Origin of the sequence: Pseudomonas sp. TH41 (assembly GCF_016650695.1) — a bacterium.
Lineage (GTDB): Bacteria > Pseudomonadota > Gammaproteobacteria > Pseudomonadales > Pseudomonadaceae > Aquipseudomonas.
On sequence record NZ_JAEKFH010000003.1, the window covers coordinates 2,587,702 to 2,604,520 of the forward strand.

The 16,819-nt window shown below is 58.1% G+C and carries 13 protein-coding genes; 1 reads left to right on the plus strand and 12 read right to left on the minus strand.

The genetic code is table 11. From position 1 onward, the window contains the following. Window positions 1-81: 81 nt before the first annotated feature. The 9 genes from mdtD to betI form a co-directional block, all read right to left on the minus strand. Window positions 82-1,509, minus strand: a complete 1,428-nt coding sequence (gene mdtD / locus JFU37_RS14485; protein ID WP_201115920.1) for a multidrug transporter subunit MdtD — start codon at window positions 1,507-1,509, stop codon at window positions 82-84. Between the two features lie 132 nt (window positions 1,510-1,641). Further along, window positions 1,642-2,979, minus strand: coding sequence for a TldD/PmbA family protein (locus JFU37_RS14490; RefSeq protein WP_201115921.1), 1,338 nt, complete (start codon window positions 2,977-2,979; stop codon window positions 1,642-1,644). After that, window positions 2,979-4,421 carry a TldD/PmbA family protein gene (locus JFU37_RS14495; protein ID WP_201115922.1) on the minus strand — a complete coding sequence of 481 codons (1,443 nt, stop codon included), beginning with the start codon at window positions 4,419-4,421 and terminating at the stop codon, window positions 2,979-2,981. The genes JFU37_RS14490 and JFU37_RS14495 overlap by 1 nt, the downstream gene beginning before the upstream one ends. 226 nt (window positions 4,422-4,647) lie before the next feature. Beyond that, complete coding sequence (locus JFU37_RS14500) at window positions 4,648-4,992, minus strand: AzlD domain-containing protein (RefSeq protein WP_201115923.1); 345 nt, start codon at window positions 4,990-4,992, stop codon at window positions 4,648-4,650. Further along, a complete protein-coding gene (locus JFU37_RS14505) occupies window positions 4,989-5,714 on the minus strand; it encodes an AzlC family ABC transporter permease (RefSeq protein ID WP_201115924.1) in 726 nt (241 codons plus the stop codon). Before JFU37_RS14505 ends, JFU37_RS14500 begins: the two co-directional genes overlap by 4 nt. Then, window positions 5,714-6,721, minus strand: coding sequence for a hypothetical protein (locus tag JFU37_RS14510; protein WP_242485728.1), 1,008 nt, complete (start codon window positions 6,719-6,721; stop codon window positions 5,714-5,716). Before JFU37_RS14510 ends, JFU37_RS14505 begins: the two co-directional genes overlap by 1 nt. A 213-nt stretch (window positions 6,722-6,934) precedes the next feature. Beyond that, entirely contained in the window at window positions 6,935-8,638 is a 1,704-nt protein-coding gene (betA, locus tag JFU37_RS14515; protein WP_201115925.1) for a choline dehydrogenase, read from the minus strand. Between the two features lie 215 nt (window positions 8,639-8,853). Further along, a complete protein-coding gene (betB, locus tag JFU37_RS14520; RefSeq protein ID WP_201115926.1) occupies window positions 8,854-10,326 on the minus strand; it encodes a betaine-aldehyde dehydrogenase in 1,473 nt (490 codons plus the stop codon). Between the two features lie 109 nt (window positions 10,327-10,435). Further along, the gene (gene betI / locus JFU37_RS14525; RefSeq protein WP_201115927.1) at window positions 10,436-11,029 is read right to left on the minus strand and encodes a transcriptional regulator BetI; all 594 of its coding nucleotides are present in this window, start codon (window positions 11,027-11,029) and stop codon (window positions 10,436-10,438) included. A gap of 380 nt (window positions 11,030-11,409) precedes the next feature. On the opposite strand from betI, the gene JFU37_RS14530 reads away from it, so the two are divergent. Further along, entirely contained in the window at window positions 11,410-13,359 is a 1,950-nt protein-coding gene (locus JFU37_RS14530) for a BCCT family transporter (RefSeq protein WP_342214947.1), read from the plus strand. Between the two features lie 178 nt (window positions 13,360-13,537). Here JFU37_RS14530 and choV read toward each other — a convergent pair whose 3' ends face one another. From choV to JFU37_RS14545, 3 genes are all read right to left on the minus strand, one after another. Further along, the gene (choV, locus tag JFU37_RS14535; protein ID WP_201115929.1) at window positions 13,538-14,716 is read right to left on the minus strand and encodes a choline ABC transporter ATP-binding protein; all 1,179 of its coding nucleotides are present in this window, start codon (window positions 14,714-14,716) and stop codon (window positions 13,538-13,540) included. After that, a complete protein-coding gene (gene choW / locus JFU37_RS14540; protein WP_201115930.1) occupies window positions 14,713-15,558 on the minus strand; it encodes a choline ABC transporter permease subunit in 846 nt (281 codons plus the stop codon). Before choW ends, choV begins: the two co-directional genes overlap by 4 nt. A gap of 66 nt (window positions 15,559-15,624) precedes the next feature. Next, window positions 15,625-16,572, minus strand: coding sequence for a choline ABC transporter substrate-binding protein (locus tag JFU37_RS14545; protein WP_201115931.1), 948 nt, complete (start codon window positions 16,570-16,572; stop codon window positions 15,625-15,627). Between the last annotated feature and the right edge of the window lie 247 nt (window positions 16,573-16,819).

Genomic DNA, 16,819 nt, shown 5'->3' on the forward strand with positions numbered 1-16,819 from the left:
TCACCTTCTCAGGATTGCTGCGCAATCCAACGGGGATAAATTCCCTCGCCACAGATAAATCCTTCACAACAATTGCCCGGCTCAGTGTTCGATGTGTTGTTCGGGACTTCTAACACGCCGTCCGTCTTCCCGCGAGAGCTGGGAGAAGATCGTCGCGGCCAGCATCGCCATGACGCCAACGGTGACGAAAGTCAGCTGGAATGCGCCCAAAACTGTGTCGACGCCGTCGTTGCCGACTTCTGCGGTGAAGCCGCCGAGCAACGCACCGGCGCAGGCAACGCCGAGACTCAGGGACAATTGCGCGACCACCGACAGCAGGCTGTTGCCGCTGCTGGCGCTGGCGTCGTCGAGATCGATGAGCGTAACGGTGTTCATCGCCGTGAACTGCAAGGAGTTGATCGCCCCCAGAATCGACAGCATTACCAACAGCAGCCAATATGGCGTTTGTTCGGTGACCAGGCCCATGCTCGCCAGCATGAGTCCCAGCGCCAGCGTGTTGCCGGTCAGCACGATTCGGTAGCCCAATCGCTCGATCAACGGTCGCGCGACGGACTTGGCGACCATCGCCGCAGCGGCCAGCGGCAGCATGCTCATCCCGGCCTGGGACGGTGAATAACCCAGCGCTACTTGCAGCAGCAATGGCACGAGGAACGGCAGTGCGCCGCTGCCCAAACGGGCGAACAAGTTGCCGAGGATCCCCACGGCAAAGGTTCGGGTCTTGAACAGTGAGGGCGCGAACAGCGGATTTTCGATGTGTCCGGCCCGCAGCCAATACGCCGCCAGACACGCCATGCCGCCGAACAGCAACAACATCACCCGCAAGTGCGGCAGGTGCAGTTCGCCGAGGCCTTCCATGGCGATGGTGATCAGCACCATCGCCGCGCCAAACAGTAGAAAGCCCAGGCTGTCGAAGCGCGTGCGTTCACTGCCGCGCAGGTCGGGGATGAACTTCCACACGGCGTAGCACCCGACGGCGCCGACCGGCAGGTTGATCAGGAAGATCCAGTGCCAGGTCAGGTATTGCACCATCCAGCCGCCCATGGTCGGGCCGATCAAGGGGCCGAGAAGACCGGGGATGGTGATGAAGCCCATGATTCGCACCAGTTCCGAGCGCGGGTAGGCGCGTAGCACCACGAGTCGACCGACCGGCAGCATCAGCGCACCGCCCAGACCTTGAATCACACGAGCGCCGATCAGTAGGCTGAGTGTGTTCGACAACGCACAGAGCAGCGAGCCGATGCTGAACAGCAGGATCGCGCCGAAGAAGATTTTCTTGGTGCCAAAACGGTCAGCGATCCAGCCCGAGGCCGGGATCAGCAACGCGACGGTGAGCATGTAGGCAATGATCACGCCTTGCATGCGCAATGGGTCTTCCGCCAAGTCGCGAGCCATGGCCGGGAGGGCGGTGTTAAGGATCGTCCCGTCGAGGGACTGCATGAAGAAGGCAATGGCAACGACCCACGGCACCCAGCGGGCGGTGAGAGCGTCGAGAGGTTGGCGGTTGGGCATGGGACCCCTTGTCAGTGTGAGCATTACACCAATCCTGTAGGAGCGAGCTTGCTCGCGATGGAGTGTCAGTCGACGTCAATATGGCTGACACACCATCGCGAGCAAGCTCGCTCCTACAGGGATATGCGTGTTTTACAGCGTAAGGGTCAGTCGGTTGATCAGCGCGCCCGGCAACAACGCCGAGGCAGTCGCCCGCTGACTGTAGGTGCTGGCGGACAACAGCAACTCGCGTTCTTCGGTCAGCGCCTCCAACTGCGAACCCAGCAAACTGTAGGCACTGTCATCAAAGCGCATGGTGCTCACCGGCGCCTGGATCTCGCCGTTCTCGACCCAGAAGGTCGCAAACCGCGTCATGCCGGTCAGGCGTGCGGCCGGTTGGTCCGAGTAGTTCAGGTACCACAGATTGCTGATGTACAAACCCGTGCCCAGCTGCTTGAGAATCTCGGCATCGGGCAAGGTGCCGGCCGCCATGTTCAATGCGCTTGGCATTTCACCGCCACTGGCGCCGTTGGCCGTCAGGCCATATTCGGCGGCGCTGCGTGAACTGACCATTTGCGCGCCGGCTTTACCGTTAACAATTAGCCCCAAATCACTGCGTGGGTAACCTTCGCCGGAAAACGCCGGGCTTAACGACCCACTGACTTTTTCATCCAGCGAGACCAACGGGCTGAACGAGCTGTCACCCGCGTAGAGCTTCTGCAGCGGACTGTTTTTGCTGGCAATCGACTGCGCAGAAAAACCGCCCCAGCCCAACATGTCCATGATTTCGCCCAGAGCTGCCGGCGCCAGATAGGCGCGGTATTGACCCGGCGCCAAGGTGCGTTGCGGTCTACCCAGAAACGCGAGCTGCTCGCGCGCCTGCGCAAAGCGCTTGGCAAACCCTTCGCTGCTCCAATCGTGCCCGGCGTAGCTGGCTTTTACGGCCTGGCCGTTTTCATGAAACAGACTGAAGTCGAAGTTGAAGCTGTTCGCCTGGTGCCAGCCGAACGCGCCCGAAGAGCTGGCGAAACCGCGACTGATCGGGCCAGCGGCGTAGAAACCCACCAGATCCAGCCCTTCAGCGGCGTGGCTGATTTCAGCGATCACCTGCTCGGTGTCCGGCAGCGGATGTTCCTGCACGTTCTTGCTCTGCCAGCCGTTGTAGTTGAGCAACAGGTACGGGTCCGGTGGCAGCAATGGCAGGGTTTCACGCAACTGTTGCAGGCCTTCGGCCAGCCGCTGAAGGTCAACTTCAGGGTCGCCTGCCAGCGTGATGTTGAGGTCGGCATGGCGGCCATCGTTGATCAGCTTCAAACCGATGCTTGCCTGTTGCACCTGACCGGCCTGTCGAACCTTGGCGTGATTGAAGCGCACGAAGGCCGACGACTCGGCGGCGTAGCTGAGGGTGAACTGTTCCGGTTCGCGAATCGCGTCGCGCAACCCGTTGACCAAGGCCTTGAACGCATCGGCCTGACTTTTCGACGTACTCATCAGGCGTCTCCCCCAAACACATCAACGTTGCTGAACACGCAGGCGGGCGACGCGTGGCCGACGCGAATCACCTGATTCGGTTCACCCTTGCCGCAGTTCGGTGTGCCCAGGACCTTGAAGGTGCTGGCATCGCCGACGGCGCTGAGGCTTTTCCAGAATTGCGCGGAAATCGCCCGGTAGTTGGGGTTTTTCACCACGCCTTTGAGTTCGCCGTTTTCGATCAGTTGAGCCCATTCGCAACCGAACTGGAATTTGTTGCGCGCATCGTCGATGGACCATGAGCGGTTGGTCGACATCATGATTCCATGTTCGATGTTGCCGATCAGTTGCGCTAGCGGCTGATCCCCGGGTTCGATATTGAGGTTGGCCATGCGGTCGATTGGCGGACGGTTCCAGCCGCAGGCCCGGCTGTTGGCGACGCCGTCCATGCCGGCACGGAATTGCGACAGCGCACCGCCCAGTGGACGCAACAACAAACCTTCGCGAATCAGGAATTGCTTGCTTGCAGCGGTGCCGTCGTCGTCATGACCGTAGCTGGCAAGCTGCTCGGGAATGTCCGGATCGAACGTCACGTTGAGGAGTTTGGAGCCGTATTGCAGGCTGCCGAAATCTTCGGCTTTGACGAAACTGGTGCCGGCGTAATTGCGTTCGTCGCCGAGGATGCGATCCAGTTCCAGCGGGTGGCCGATGGATTCGTGGATCTGCAGCATCATCTGATCGGGCATCAGCAGCAGGTCGCGTGGGCCTTGCGGGGTGTTCGGCGCCAGCAGCAATTGCAGCGCTTGATCGGCGACTGTCGGACCGGCACCGACCAGGCCGCAACGGCTGATCACATCGGCACCGCCCTGCTGGCCAAAGTTCTCGCGGCCCAGGCTACGCGTCTGGCTGTCGTTACCGTCGTAGGCGGTGACGTCCAGGCCCGGATAGACGAAACGTTGGGCCTGACGCAACTCGGCGCCGGCACTGTTGAGGTAGATCTGCTCAACGTGAGTGATGCCGATGCTGACTTGCCAGTTCACCAGTCGCTCGTCTTTGGGTATCGCAGCAGACTCGGCACCAAGCAGTTGGTAGCAGTCGCTCAGGGACGGGAAGGGCTGGTCGATGTTCGGTGAAATGTAGTCGGCGCGATCGCTGGACACGGCATGCTCGCGCAGGTCGAGCAAGGCATGGGGTTTGAGCTGTCTTGCTTGTAGTTCGGCACGCTCGAGGGCGGCTTGCAGGCCCTGCGCGGACAGGTCGTTGGTCGCGGCGTAGGCTTCGACACCGTTGACTCGAACGGTCAGCATCGCACCTTCGTCACGGCTAAAACTCGGAGGTTCGGCAACATTCTTGCGCACCGACAGGTACTGGCCGGACTCGCGCACATAACGCAGCGAAAAGAATTCAGCGCCCGTGCGCAAGGCAGCGAAACGCTGCTTGAGCTGGGGGTGGAAATCGAACATTCGGGAACCTCCTTGGAATGGAGTGGGGGGTGTAGCGGTGTTGCGAATGGGGAGGTGAAACGTTTGCGTGGCGCTAGATTAGGCTTGTGCGGGGGGAAGGATCAAGCGTGGAGCTGTGTAGGTAAGGATTACATAGTGCGCAGGGCGCGTTGGCTGATGATTGAAGTTCGCGAACCCCCATGGAGGCTTGCTCGCGATCTATCCTCTTGTCAGACAAAGACTGCTTTCAACCGTTCAGATAGACGAACGCTACCAGATAAATGAATAGGCTTGCAAAGAAAGCAGGCAGGATTTTCTTTGTTTTGGCGACCGCGATGAAGGTGCCCATAAGCAAGGACAGCTTCAGCGCATCCAGCATTTTAAACTGCTGTATCAGTGTTAGCGCATCCATCTTGTTGAACGCGGTGTCGTAAATGATGACCCCCAACATAGCTTGCGCGCTGTAGCTGATAAACCGATAAAAGGAGCCTTGGGTCTGGGTGAGTGCAGTGCTGTTTTTGAAGGCAAAAGGCAAGGCACGAAATGCAAAGGCGGTAAGGGCGGAAAATGCGATAAGAAGCCAGATTGTCATGAAACTACACAGCCTCGCTTGTTGTAATTGTTTTCAATCAGTACGATTAAACCGCCGATTATAAAAGGCGTGCAGAGCAAGCTGTAATCCTTGAATAGATAGACCAGCAGTGGCGCACCGACAAAGCCCAGCCAGTAACTCGATACTTCCGCATAATGAGGCCAGTGCTTGCCGGCTAAGGCGGTGAATTGAAGCGGTAACAGGATTGTCATGACTGAAAAGATAGCCGGTGAGGAAAATTCTGCACCGGCGATGAAGCCGATATAGGTGCAGATAATCGACACGCCGAATATCGGAAGACCAAGACCAATCAAGTAAGTAAAGGGATGGTCGGTTCGCCGTTTGAATCGAGTGACGCAGCCGGTGAATATCGACGGTGTGATCAAAATCAAGGAAGCCATGATTTTCATGGTTGACGTGTTTCTTATATAAGGTGCAAGTGTCGCAGCGAGTAGTACAAAGCGAGCATTGAGTGCCATGATGATGGGGAATAATATCCATCCGTCGTTATAGTTTTGTATTAGCAGAAACTGCAGCGGAGTGGAGAATATTAACAGGGTCGTCGCTAGAGCCTGGCTTAAGGATAATGATTGCGTGGCGCTTAAAATTCCAATCGATAAGTATAGAAAGATGAAGGCGACGCCAAACGTGATTGCGTCGCGTGCCCCTTCCATAAATACGTTAGCGGCCGAAGATCGAGTAGGTGCGTCTGCGGCAACCATCAAAGGGCCACCCGCGTGTAAGTTGTTTCATCCAGCGGGTAGTATTGCTTTCTAGGGCCCTTGCTCCGGAATAATAGCCGAGGCGTTGTATTGAAAGTCGAGTTGTTTGCTTGTTGGCGAGCCTCGTTGGCATCGATATTCAGCATCGGGCGTGCATGCAGTATCTTGTGGTTGGCCATGATTAGGAACGTACCGGTTTCAGCCGTTGAGACATGATTTTTTGCGTTGGGCAGGCCGGCCCGGATTTTATCCAGCACGTGCTGGCCGCCATTTATTGCACGCATCCGTTCACCGTTCTGCGAATCAATGCGGAAATCCAGCGAAAAGTGAAAGCCGTAGATGTCAGAAAACTCAACCACGTGACGAACCCGTTCTTTTAAGCCGCTGACGTTTTTACCGGAAATAAAAGCGGCTTGCATCGTCAGTAATTCGCGTATCTCTTCATCGTTCAATTCGCAGAGTAAGTCGCTTGGGAAATAGTAGGCGGTGGGGGTTTTTGTTATGTCGCGGCAGACGGTCAGGGCCAGATAATCTACATTCAGGTTTTCATATAAATCATCGGAGTGCGGTGTGATATCACCATGGCCGTTGCCCCATTCCCGATATTTTTCTGCAGAAGGTTTTAGATACAACGCTTTGTGTTCTTCGTATTCGTATTTTATGTCAGTGAGGTGAAACAGGTCGGCCAAAGCCTCGTGCACCGTCAAGGCCAGTTTGGGTGAGTCCAGGCTGAATATATTTTTTATACAGACGGCGGCGGCACCATTTGCTAGGCCTACTTTGTCAAAGTGGAAGGTGTCTTCGGTGCGTAGGTAAGTTAGAAAAAGGTTAACCAATTGTGATTTTAAGGCGTGCGTGCCTTGGTTGTTGTTCTTTTTCCACCAAGATTCAACGACGCCAGTCAAATAGCCGAAGTCCAAAGTAATTGTTTTTTCTTTGGATGTTTTTTCTCGAAAGAAACTCACGTCGGTGGCCGGGTGGATGTCTTGCAAACCCTTGATTTCCATAAAATTGTTGTCGTCCAGCTGAGGCGGGGCGCGGATAATAATGGAAGTTTTTAAATGTGTGTAAATACAAGTGTTACCAGTTTTGTTAGGGTTTAATAATAAGTTTTTAGTTACTTTGTGTGATGGTTGTTGGTTGAGGCATGAACTTGTGCTAGACGAAAAAAAACCGCCAGCCTTGGGAGGTTGACGGTTTTTTTACAAGTGCGTTAACTGTTACCGAGCAGTCAGGCTCACATCCCGCAACGGCTTGCCACGCACCGGTGCATCACCGGCCACGAAGTAGGCAGCCTTGCTGCGCGGCAGCGGCTGGCGACCACGGATTTTGTCGGCGATTTTCTCGGCGATCATGATCGTCGGCGCATTCAGGTTGCCGGTGGTGATGATCGGCATGATCGAAGCATCGACGACCCGCAGGGCTTGCAGGCCATGCACACGGCCTTCGGCATCGACCACGGCCATTTCGTCAGTGCCCATCTTGCAGGAACAGGACGGGTGGAACGCGGTCTCGGCGTGTTCGCGGATGAACTTGTCCAGCTGTTCATCGGTTTGCACGTCGATGCCCGGGCTGATTTCGCGGCCACGGAAGGCGTCCAGTGCAGGCTGTTGCATGATTTCACGGGTCAGGCGAATGCCGTCACGGAATTCCTGCCAGTCCTGCTCGGTGGCCATGTAGTTGAACAGGATGCTCGGGTACTCCCGTGGGTCCTTCGACTTGGCCTGGATGCGACCGCGACTCGGCGAACGCATGGAACCCATGTGTGCCTGGAAGCCGTGTTCTTTCACACCGTTGCTGCCGTTGTAATTAATGGCAACCGGTAGGAAGTGGTACTGAATGTTCGGCCATTCGAATTCCGGGCGGGTACGGATGAAGCCGCCGGCTTCGAACTGGTTGCTGGCGCCGATACCGGTGCCATTGAACAGCCACTCGGCACCGATGGCCGGCTGGTTGTGCAAGAGCAGCGACGGGTACAGCGAGACCGGTTGGGTGCAGGCGTATTGCAGGTACAGCTCGAGGTGGTCCTGCAGGTTTTCACCGACGCCTGGCAGGTCGTGGACCACCGGGATGTCGAGCTTGTTCAGCAGTTCGGCAGGGCCGACACCGGAGCGTTGCAAAATCTGCGGCGAAGCGATGGCACCGGAGCACAGCAGTACTTCTTTGCGCGCACGGACTTCAACGCGCTCTTCAGCGGCGCCGATCAGGTAACGCACGCCGACCGCACGCTTGCCTTCGAACAGGATCTTGTCGGTCAGGGCGTGGGTGACGATGGTCAGGGTCGAACGCTTTTTGGCGATGTCCAGGTAACCGCGAGCGGTGCTGGCGCGACGGCCCTTCGGCGTGACGGTACGGTCCATCGGGCCGAAGCCTTCTTGCTGGTAACCGTTCAGGTCGGAGGTAGCGGGGTAACCGGCTTGTACGCCGGCTTCAACCATCGCGTGGAACAGCGGGTTGTTGCCGGCTTTTGGCGTGGTCACGCTGACCGGACCGTCGCCACCGTGGTAGTCGTTCGGGCCGATGTCACGGGTTTCGGCTTTGCGGAAATACGGCAGGCAGTTCAGGTAGTCCCAGTCTTCAAGACCCGGCAGTTTGGCCCAGTTGTCGTAGTCCATTGCGTTGCCACGGATGTAGCACATGCCGTTGATCAGCGAAGAGCCACCCAGGCCTTTGCCGCGACCGCATTCCATCCGGCGACCGTCCATGTGTGGTTCTGGATCGGTTTCGTACGCCCAGTTGTAGCGACGACCTTGCAGCGGGAACGCCAGGGCGGCCGGCATTTGTGTGCGGAAGTCGAAACGGTAGTCCGGGCCGCCGGCTTCGAGCAGCAGGACGGTGACGCCTTCGTCTTCAGTCAGACGGGTCGCCAGGGTGTTACCGGCCGAGCCGGCACCGATGATGATGTAATCGAATACTTGGGACATTGAATGCACCCTCTTTGAAGTTGGTTCAGGTCGCTGTGGCTGCGCAACTGTGGCGAGGGGATTTATCCCCGTCCGGCTGCGCAGCAGTCGTAAATCAGCGAAGGAGTTCTATCTGGGGATTGGCAGTGTCGGGGGTGGGGGCTGCTTCGCAGCCCAACGGGGATAAATCCCCTCGCCACAGAAAGCCCCTCGCCACACTCCAGACTTCGCTCGGATCAGAACACCGAGGCGTAATCGCCCAGTTCGACCTGTACCGATTTGATGCGTGTGAAGTTGTTCAGCGAGCTGATGCCGTTCTCACGACCCACGCCCGACTGCTTGTAGCCGCCGACCGGCATCTTGGCGTCGGACTCGCCCCAGGCGTTGATCCAGCAGATACCGGCTTCCAGTTGATGAATCACGCGGTGAGCGCGGTTCAGGTCCTTTGTGACGACGCCTGCGGCCAGACCAAAGTCGGTGTCGTTGGCACGACGGATCACTTCTTCTTCGGTTTCGTAGGTCAGGATGCTCATCACCGGTCCGAAGATTTCTTCGCGAACGATGGTCATCTCGTCGGTGCAGTCGGTGAACACGGTCGGGGCCACGAATGCGCCTTTGGCGAATTCGCCTTCGGTCAGACGGCTGCCGCCGCACAGCACGCGAGCGCCTTCTTCCTTACCTTTGGCGATGTAACCCAGCACGCTTTCCATGTGGGCGAAGCTGACCAGCGGGCCGAAGTTGGTGTTTTCGTCTTCCGGGTTACCGACGCGAATGCGCGCTACGCGCTCAACGATCTTGGCTTCGAATGCGGCTTTCAGGTGGCTCGGTACGAACACGCGAGTGCCGTTGGTGCAGACCTGGCCGGAGCTGTAGAAGTTGGCCATCATCGCGGTGTCAGCGGCGCGATCGAGGTCGGCGTCGTCGAAAATGATCAGCGGGGATTTGCCGCCCAGTTCCATGGTCACGTCTTTCAGCGACGAGGCGGACGCGCTGGCCATCACCTTCTTGCCGGTGTCAGTGCCGCCGGTGAAGGAGATTTTTTCGATGCGCGGGTGCTCGGTCAGCCAGGTGCCGACTTCACGGCCGCTGCCGGTCAGAACGTTGAATACGCCCGCTGGCAGGCCCGCTTCGGTATAGATCTCGGCCAGTTTCAGCGTAGTCAGGGAAGTGACTTCGCTTGGCTTGAAGATCATCGCGTTACCAGCCGCCAGGGCAGGTGCGGATTTCCACAGGGCGATCTGGATCGGATAGTTCCACGCGCCGATACCGGCCACGACGCCCAGCGGCTCGCGACGGGTGTAGACGAACGACGTGGTGCGCAGCGGGATCTGCTCACCTTCGATGGCCGGGACCAGACCTGCGTAGTATTCCAGCACGTCAGCGCCGGTGACGATGTCGACGTAGCGGGTTTCGGAGTACGACTTGCCGGTGTCCAGGGTTTCCAGGGCGGCCAGTTCATCATTGCGCTCGCGCAGGATGTCCACGGCACGACGCAGGATGCGCGAACGCTCCATGGCGGTCATCGCGGCCCAGATTTTCTGGCCCTTTTCGGCGCTGACTACAGCGCGCTCAACGTCTTCCTTGGTCGCGCGCTGTACGGTTGCGAGGACTTCACCGTTAGCCGGGTTGATGGCTTCGAAAGTGGCGTCGCTGCTGGCGTCACTGTAGCCGCCATCGATGTAGAGTTTTTGCAGTTCGAAACGGGCCATAAAGTCCTCGCAAGTGCATAAGTTGGTTGGCGTTAACCACTGGGGCGTGCCGTGTAGCGTTGGCATCGCTGATCAGTGGCGGTTCAGGGGTTGAGCGGTTATGTGTGCTCTAACTCACCTGCTTGGCCAGTTGGAAATCCATGTATTCGTAAGCAATCCGGTGCGCTTGCTCGGTGTCGAAAGCATCTCCGGACAGCGCGCCGCGCAACCACAAACCGTCAATGAGGGCTGCCAGGCCCCGGGCTGCACTGCGCGCTTCATCGAGCGGCAATACGCGGCGGAACTGGCAGCACAGGTTGGAATACAGACGGTGATCGTTGATCCGCTGCAACCTGTGCAAAGACGGGTGGTGCATGCTGGTAGCCCAGAAGGCCAGCCAGGTTTTCATTGCCGGGCCATTGACCTGGCTGGCGTCGAAGTTGCCTTCGATGATCACCTGCAAATGCGCCCGTGGGCTTTCATCTGCCAGCGCCTGGCGGCGCGCGGTGACGTTCTCGCTGAGGACACTCATCAGGTACTGCGCCGTGGCAGCGATCAGGCCGTTCTTGTCCTGAAAATAGTGACTGATGATGCCATTCGAGACACCGGCCAAACGGGCGATCAGCGCAATGCTGGCGTCCCCCATGCCGACCTGATCAACGGCCTGCAATGTGGCTTCGATCAACTGCTGGCGGCGGATGGGTTGCATACCGACCTTGGGCATCTTGCACATCTCCTTAGGCCTTCCGGCAGACGTCAAACGGCTACCGGATTGAAGGCCAGTCTATTTTGTTTTGATTGAACGTTCAATCAACAAAGAATAAGATCTGCGACAAATCGTCGCTGTTTACAGGTTTTTCCTACGTGTAAATGGCGATAAACCGACATCTGAAACGGCTCGAAGCCCATACGCGCTGGCGTTCCTGGGGGTTCGGGCTTTTTTCGGGGTGTCTTTATATCACCCACCGGTCGGCTGCCCACTAACCGATTGGTCGGGTAACGCCTTGCCTTGTGTTCTTCTCCCGCACTGCCCGGAGCCTCTGTGCCATGAGTTCTGCCTCTCTTATAAAGACCCCACCCGAGAAGGTGACGGTCAACGGTTGGGTGTTCTACACCTCTACCGCGTTGATTCTGTTGCTGACCGCCATTCTGATCATCGCCCCGCAAGAGGCTGGCAGATTGCTCGGTATTGCCCAGGCCTGGTTGTCCCGCAGCTTCGGCTGGTACTACATGGTGGTGATCGCCGCTTACCTTGTCTTCGTGGTTGGCCTGGCGTTTTCGTCCTACGGCAAACTCAAACTGGGCAGCAAGGACGACACCCCGGACTTCAGCTACGGGGCCTGGGCGGGGATGCTGTTCTCGTCGGGTATCGGCATCTCGTTGCTGTACTTCGGTGCTTCCGAACCGCTGGACCATTATTTCAATCCGCCGGAAGGCGTTTCGGCCAGCAACATGGCCGCGCGTCAGGCGGTGCAGCTGACATTCCTGCACTGGGGCCTGCATGGCTGGGCGATTTACGCACTGGTCGGCCTGGCCGTTGCTTACTTTGCTTACCGTCATAACCAGCCGCTGGCGTTGCGTTCGGCGCTGTATCCGCTGGTCGGCGAGCGTTGGGTCAAAGGCGCGGCGGGTCATGCGGTGGACGGCTTCGGCATGTTCGTGACCTTGCTGGGTCTGGTGACGAACCTGGGGATCGGCTCGCTGCAAGTGTCTTCCGGGCTGGAAAACCTGTTCGGCATGGAACACAGCAACACCAACCTGCTGATTGTGATCATCGTGATGAGCACCGTGGCGACCATCGCTGCCGTGTCTGGCGTGGAAAACGGCATTCGTCGTCTGTCCAACCTGAACATCGTGTTGTTCAGCGGCCTGCTGATTTTCGTGCTGTTGTTCGGCCCGACGTTGCACTTGCTGAACGGCTTTGTGCAGAACGTCGGTGACTACCTCAATGGCGTGGTGCTGAAGACGTTCGACCTCTATGTGTACGAGGGCGACAGTGAGAAGTCCGACCGCTGGTTGGGCCTGTGGACGCTGTTCTACTGGGCCTGGTGGATTTCCTGGGCGCCATTCGTGGGCATGTTCATCGCGCGTATTTCCCGTGGTCGTACCGTGCGTGAACTGGTCGCCGGTGTGCTGCTGATTCCGCTGGGCTTCACCCTGGCGTGGCTGTCGATCTTCGGTAACTCGGCTCTGGACCTGGTGATGAACCATGGGGCGGTGGAGCTCGGGAAGACGGCGCTCGAACAGCCGTCCATGGCGATCTACCAATTGCTTGAGCATTACCCGGCGTCGAAAGTGGTGATCGGCGTGTCGATCTTTGTCGGTTTTGTGCTGTTCCTGACCCCGGCGGACTCTGGCGCGGTGATGATGGCCAACCTTTCGTGCAAGGGCGGTAACGTCGACGAAGATGCCCCGCATTGGTTGCGGATCTTCTGGTCGGCGGTGATCACGCTGGTCACCATCGGCCTGCTGTTCGCCGGTAACTTCGAAGCCATGCAAACCATGGTGGTGCTGGCGGGCCTGCCATTCTCGGTGGTGCTGGTGTTCTTCATGTTCGGCTTGCACAAGGCCATGCGCCAGGACGTGCAGATCGAACAGGAGCAGGCGGAGCTGGCCGCCCGCGGCCGTCGTGGTTTCAGCGAGCGTTTGACTCAGTTGGACCTGCAACCGAATCAGTCGATTGTTCAGCGCTTTATGGACAAGCAAGTCAGCCCGGCGCTGGAAGATGCGGCGGCGCAATTGCGCGCGCAGGGGCTGGACGTGCAAACGTTGCTGGGTAAGTCGAAGCGTTGCATGGGCGTGCGGATCGACAGAGAAGAGGGCAACCCTTTTGTCTACGAAGTGAGCCTGGATGGCTATCTGGCCGCGGCGAGCGAAACGGTGTCGGCTGAAAGTGCCGATGAACCCCGCGCACGCTACTACCGCGCCGAGGTGTACTTGCACAACGGTAGCCAGGACTACGACTTGATGGGCTTCACCCAGGATCAGATCACCCGTGATGTGCTCGATCAGTTTGAAAGCCATCGGCAGCTCCTTGGCCGTGTCTATAGCTGAGTTGTGAGGGGCGCGGTGTTTCAGTAACACCGCGTCCAGCTTCAAAAGATCGCAGCCTTCGGCAGCTCCTACATGAAACACATTCCCCTGTAGGAGCTGCCGAAGGCTGCGATCTTTTGATCTTGCTCTTGAAACAAAAACGCCGCGATCCTCTCGCGGCGTTTTTGTGTCTGCTGTCTTAACCCAGGTTCTTGCCGAGCAACGCGTGATAGAGCTCGCTGTCCCCCAGTATCCCGACCACTTTGTTGTTGTCGTGCAGCACCAGTTTGTTGCCGGTGTGATAACGAATTTGCAGCGCATCGCGCATGCCGATGTTCGAGTCCACCAGCGTTGGCCGACGACCCAACCCTTCAACCGCTTGCCCTGGTACCCAGTTCTGCAGGTCCAGGCTCGCGCCGTTCTGGCGTGCGCCCTTGATGGTGTTGCCTTCAGCCAGGTCCAGCCACGAATCGCCGCCCGGATCGAGGCATACCGAACCGTTGATGCGTTTGCAGTTGTCCAGCGTGCGCATCAGGCTGCGACCGCACAGCACGTTCAGCGGATTGGTGTGGGCCACGAAGGTCCGCACGTAGTCGTCTGCCGGGTTCAGTACGATCTCTTCCGGCACGCTGTACTGAACGATGCGGCCGTCTTTCATGATGGCGATACGGCTGCCGAGCTTCAGCGCCTCATCAAGGTCGTGACTGACGAAAACGATGGTCTTGTTGAGCTTGCTTTGCAGTTCCAGCAGTTCGTCTTGCAGGCCTTGGCGGATCAACGGGTCGAGGGCCGAGAATGGTTCGTCCATCAACAGGATGTCGGCGTCCATCGCCAGCGCGCGGGCCAGGCCCACACGTTGCTGCATACCGCCGGAGAGTTCGTCGGGCTTCTTGTTGCGCCACTGGGTCAGGCCCACCAGCTCAAGCTTGTCGTCCACCAGTTTGCGCCGCTCTTTCTCAGGGCGACCCTGCATTTCCAGACCGAAGCTGATGTTCTCGCGAACGGTTAGCCAAGGCATCAGGGCGAACTTCTGGAACACCATCGCGATGCGCTTGGTGCGCATCATTTTCAGTTCTGCCGGAGTACAGGAAGCGATATCGATCTGCTTGCCTTCGTGCTCGACGAACAACTTGCCACGGCTGACGGTGTTGAGGCCGTTGATGCAGCGCAGCAGGCTGGATTTGCCGGAGCCGGACAGGCCCATCAGCACGCAGATTTCGCCTTTTTCGATGTCCAGGCTGGCTTTTTCAACGCCGACGATCTGCCCGGTTTTTTTCAGGATCTGGTCGCGGGTCATGCCCTGGTCGAGGAGTTTGAGCGCCTCACGCGGATCTTTGGAGAAGATCACGTCGACGTCTTCGAAGCGAATAATGCTCATGCGTCACCCCCTACTTTAGCGTCGGGTTGTTTGCAGATACGGTCGAGCATGATCGCCAGCAGTACGATTGCCAACCCGGCTTCGAAGCCCAGGGCGATATCGGCGGTGTTCAGTGCGTTGACCACGGGTTTGCCCAGGCCGTCGGCGCCCACCAGTGCCGCGATCACCACCATCGACAACGACAGCATGATGCACTGGGTGATACCGGCCGCGATGCTTGGCATGGCGTAAGGCAGTTCGATGCGCGCGAGCAGTTGACGGCGCGAACAGCCGAAGGCTTTGCCGGCGTCCATCAACTCTGCGGGAACATCACGGATACCCAGGTAGGTCAGGCGGATAGGCGCGGCAATCGCGAACACTACCGTCGAGATCAGACCCGGGACCACACCCAGCCCGAAGAGGGTCAGGGTAGGAATGAGGTACACGAAGGTCGGTACGGTCTGCATCAGATCGAGCACCGGACGCATCAGTGTGTAGAACATCGGTTTGTGCGCGGCGACGATGCCCAACGGCACGCCGATGATCACGCAGACGAAGGTGGCAAACAGCACCTGGGCGAGGGTTTCCATGGTTTCCTGCCAGTACCCCAGATTGAGGATCAGCAGGAAGGAGGCAATGACGAAAACGGTCAGGCCCCATTTGCGTTGGATGAAGTGTGCCAGTAGCGCGATGAGGCCGATCAATGCCAGCGGGTTGAACCAGGTCAGCGCAAAAGTCACGCCGTGGATCATCGTTTCCAGGGTCACGGCGATTGCGTCGAAGGTGCTGGCGCCGTGTTGCGTCAACCATTCAACGAAGCCCGCGATGTACTGGCCTAAGGGGATTTTCTGATCAATCAGCATGGTAGTGAACGTCCGCATGCAAGGAAATTAACAGCCCGGGCGAGCGAGCTCGCCCGGCGTAAGCGATTACTTCGCGAGCTTGGCTTTAACGGCCTCCAGGCCTGGTTTACCGTCAATGGTGGTCACGCCAGCGAGCCAGGTATCGAGCACCTGTGGATTCTTTTTCAGCCAGGCCTTGGCGGCCGCGTCAGGCTTCATCTTGTCGTCCAGGATGTTGCCCATCAGCGAGCTTTCCATGTCGACGGTAAATTCCAGGTTTTTCAGCAATTGGCCTACGTTGCTGCACTCTTGGGTATACCCCTTGCGAGTGTTAGTCGCAACGGTGGCGGCACCGAAGTCCGGGCCGAAGAAATCGTCACCCCCGGTCAGGTACTGGATTTTGAAACGCTTGTTCATCGGATGCGGTGCCCAGCCGAGGAACACCACGGCGGTATCGCGTTTCTGGGCACGGTCGACTTGCGACAGCATGCCCGCTTCGCTGGACTCAACGACTTTGAAGCCGGCGTCTTTGAGACCGAAGGCGTTCTTGTCGATCATGGTCTGGATCAGACGGTTGCCGTCATTACCCGGCTCGATGCCGTAGATCTTGCCGTCGAGTTCTTTCTTGAATTTGGCGATGTCGGCGAAGTCATGCAGCCCTTTGTCGTACAGCGCTTGCGGTACGGCGAGGGTGTACTTGGCGCCGGTGAGGTTGGTTCGTACGACGTCCACGGTGCCGGCATCACGGTAAGCCTTGATGTCGTTTTCCATGGTCGGCATCCAGTTACCCAGGAAGACGTCCATGTTCTTGCCGTCGGCCAGGGACTTGTAGGTCACCGGCACGGAAATCATCGTGGTTTTAGTCTTGTAGCCGAGGGCGTCGAGCACGACGCTGGTGGTGGCGGTTGTCGCAGTAATGTCGGTCCAGCCGACATCAGAGAAGTTTACGGTGCTGCACTGAGCGGGTTCTGCGGCTTGAGCCAGTAACGGCAGACTCAGCATGGCGGCCAACAACAACGACGGGGAACCTTTCATGGATGGACTCCTTGGTGTTTTTTTTGGCAGTGTTCCGACTGGACCACCGCACTTATAGGTTGCGGTTGGATGGCGTTTTGGAGACAGCTCTACCACGGCGCCTTGCAATCGAGTCGATACGATCATGTACCAGTGAAAATCTGACGCCTACAGGGTGCGTCGTAACCAGTACAGGGATGGTCGCATCCAGTGTTGGTGACGTCGCTTACAGATTTTTTCAGCCCCGTTTGGCCCTCTGAACCGCAAA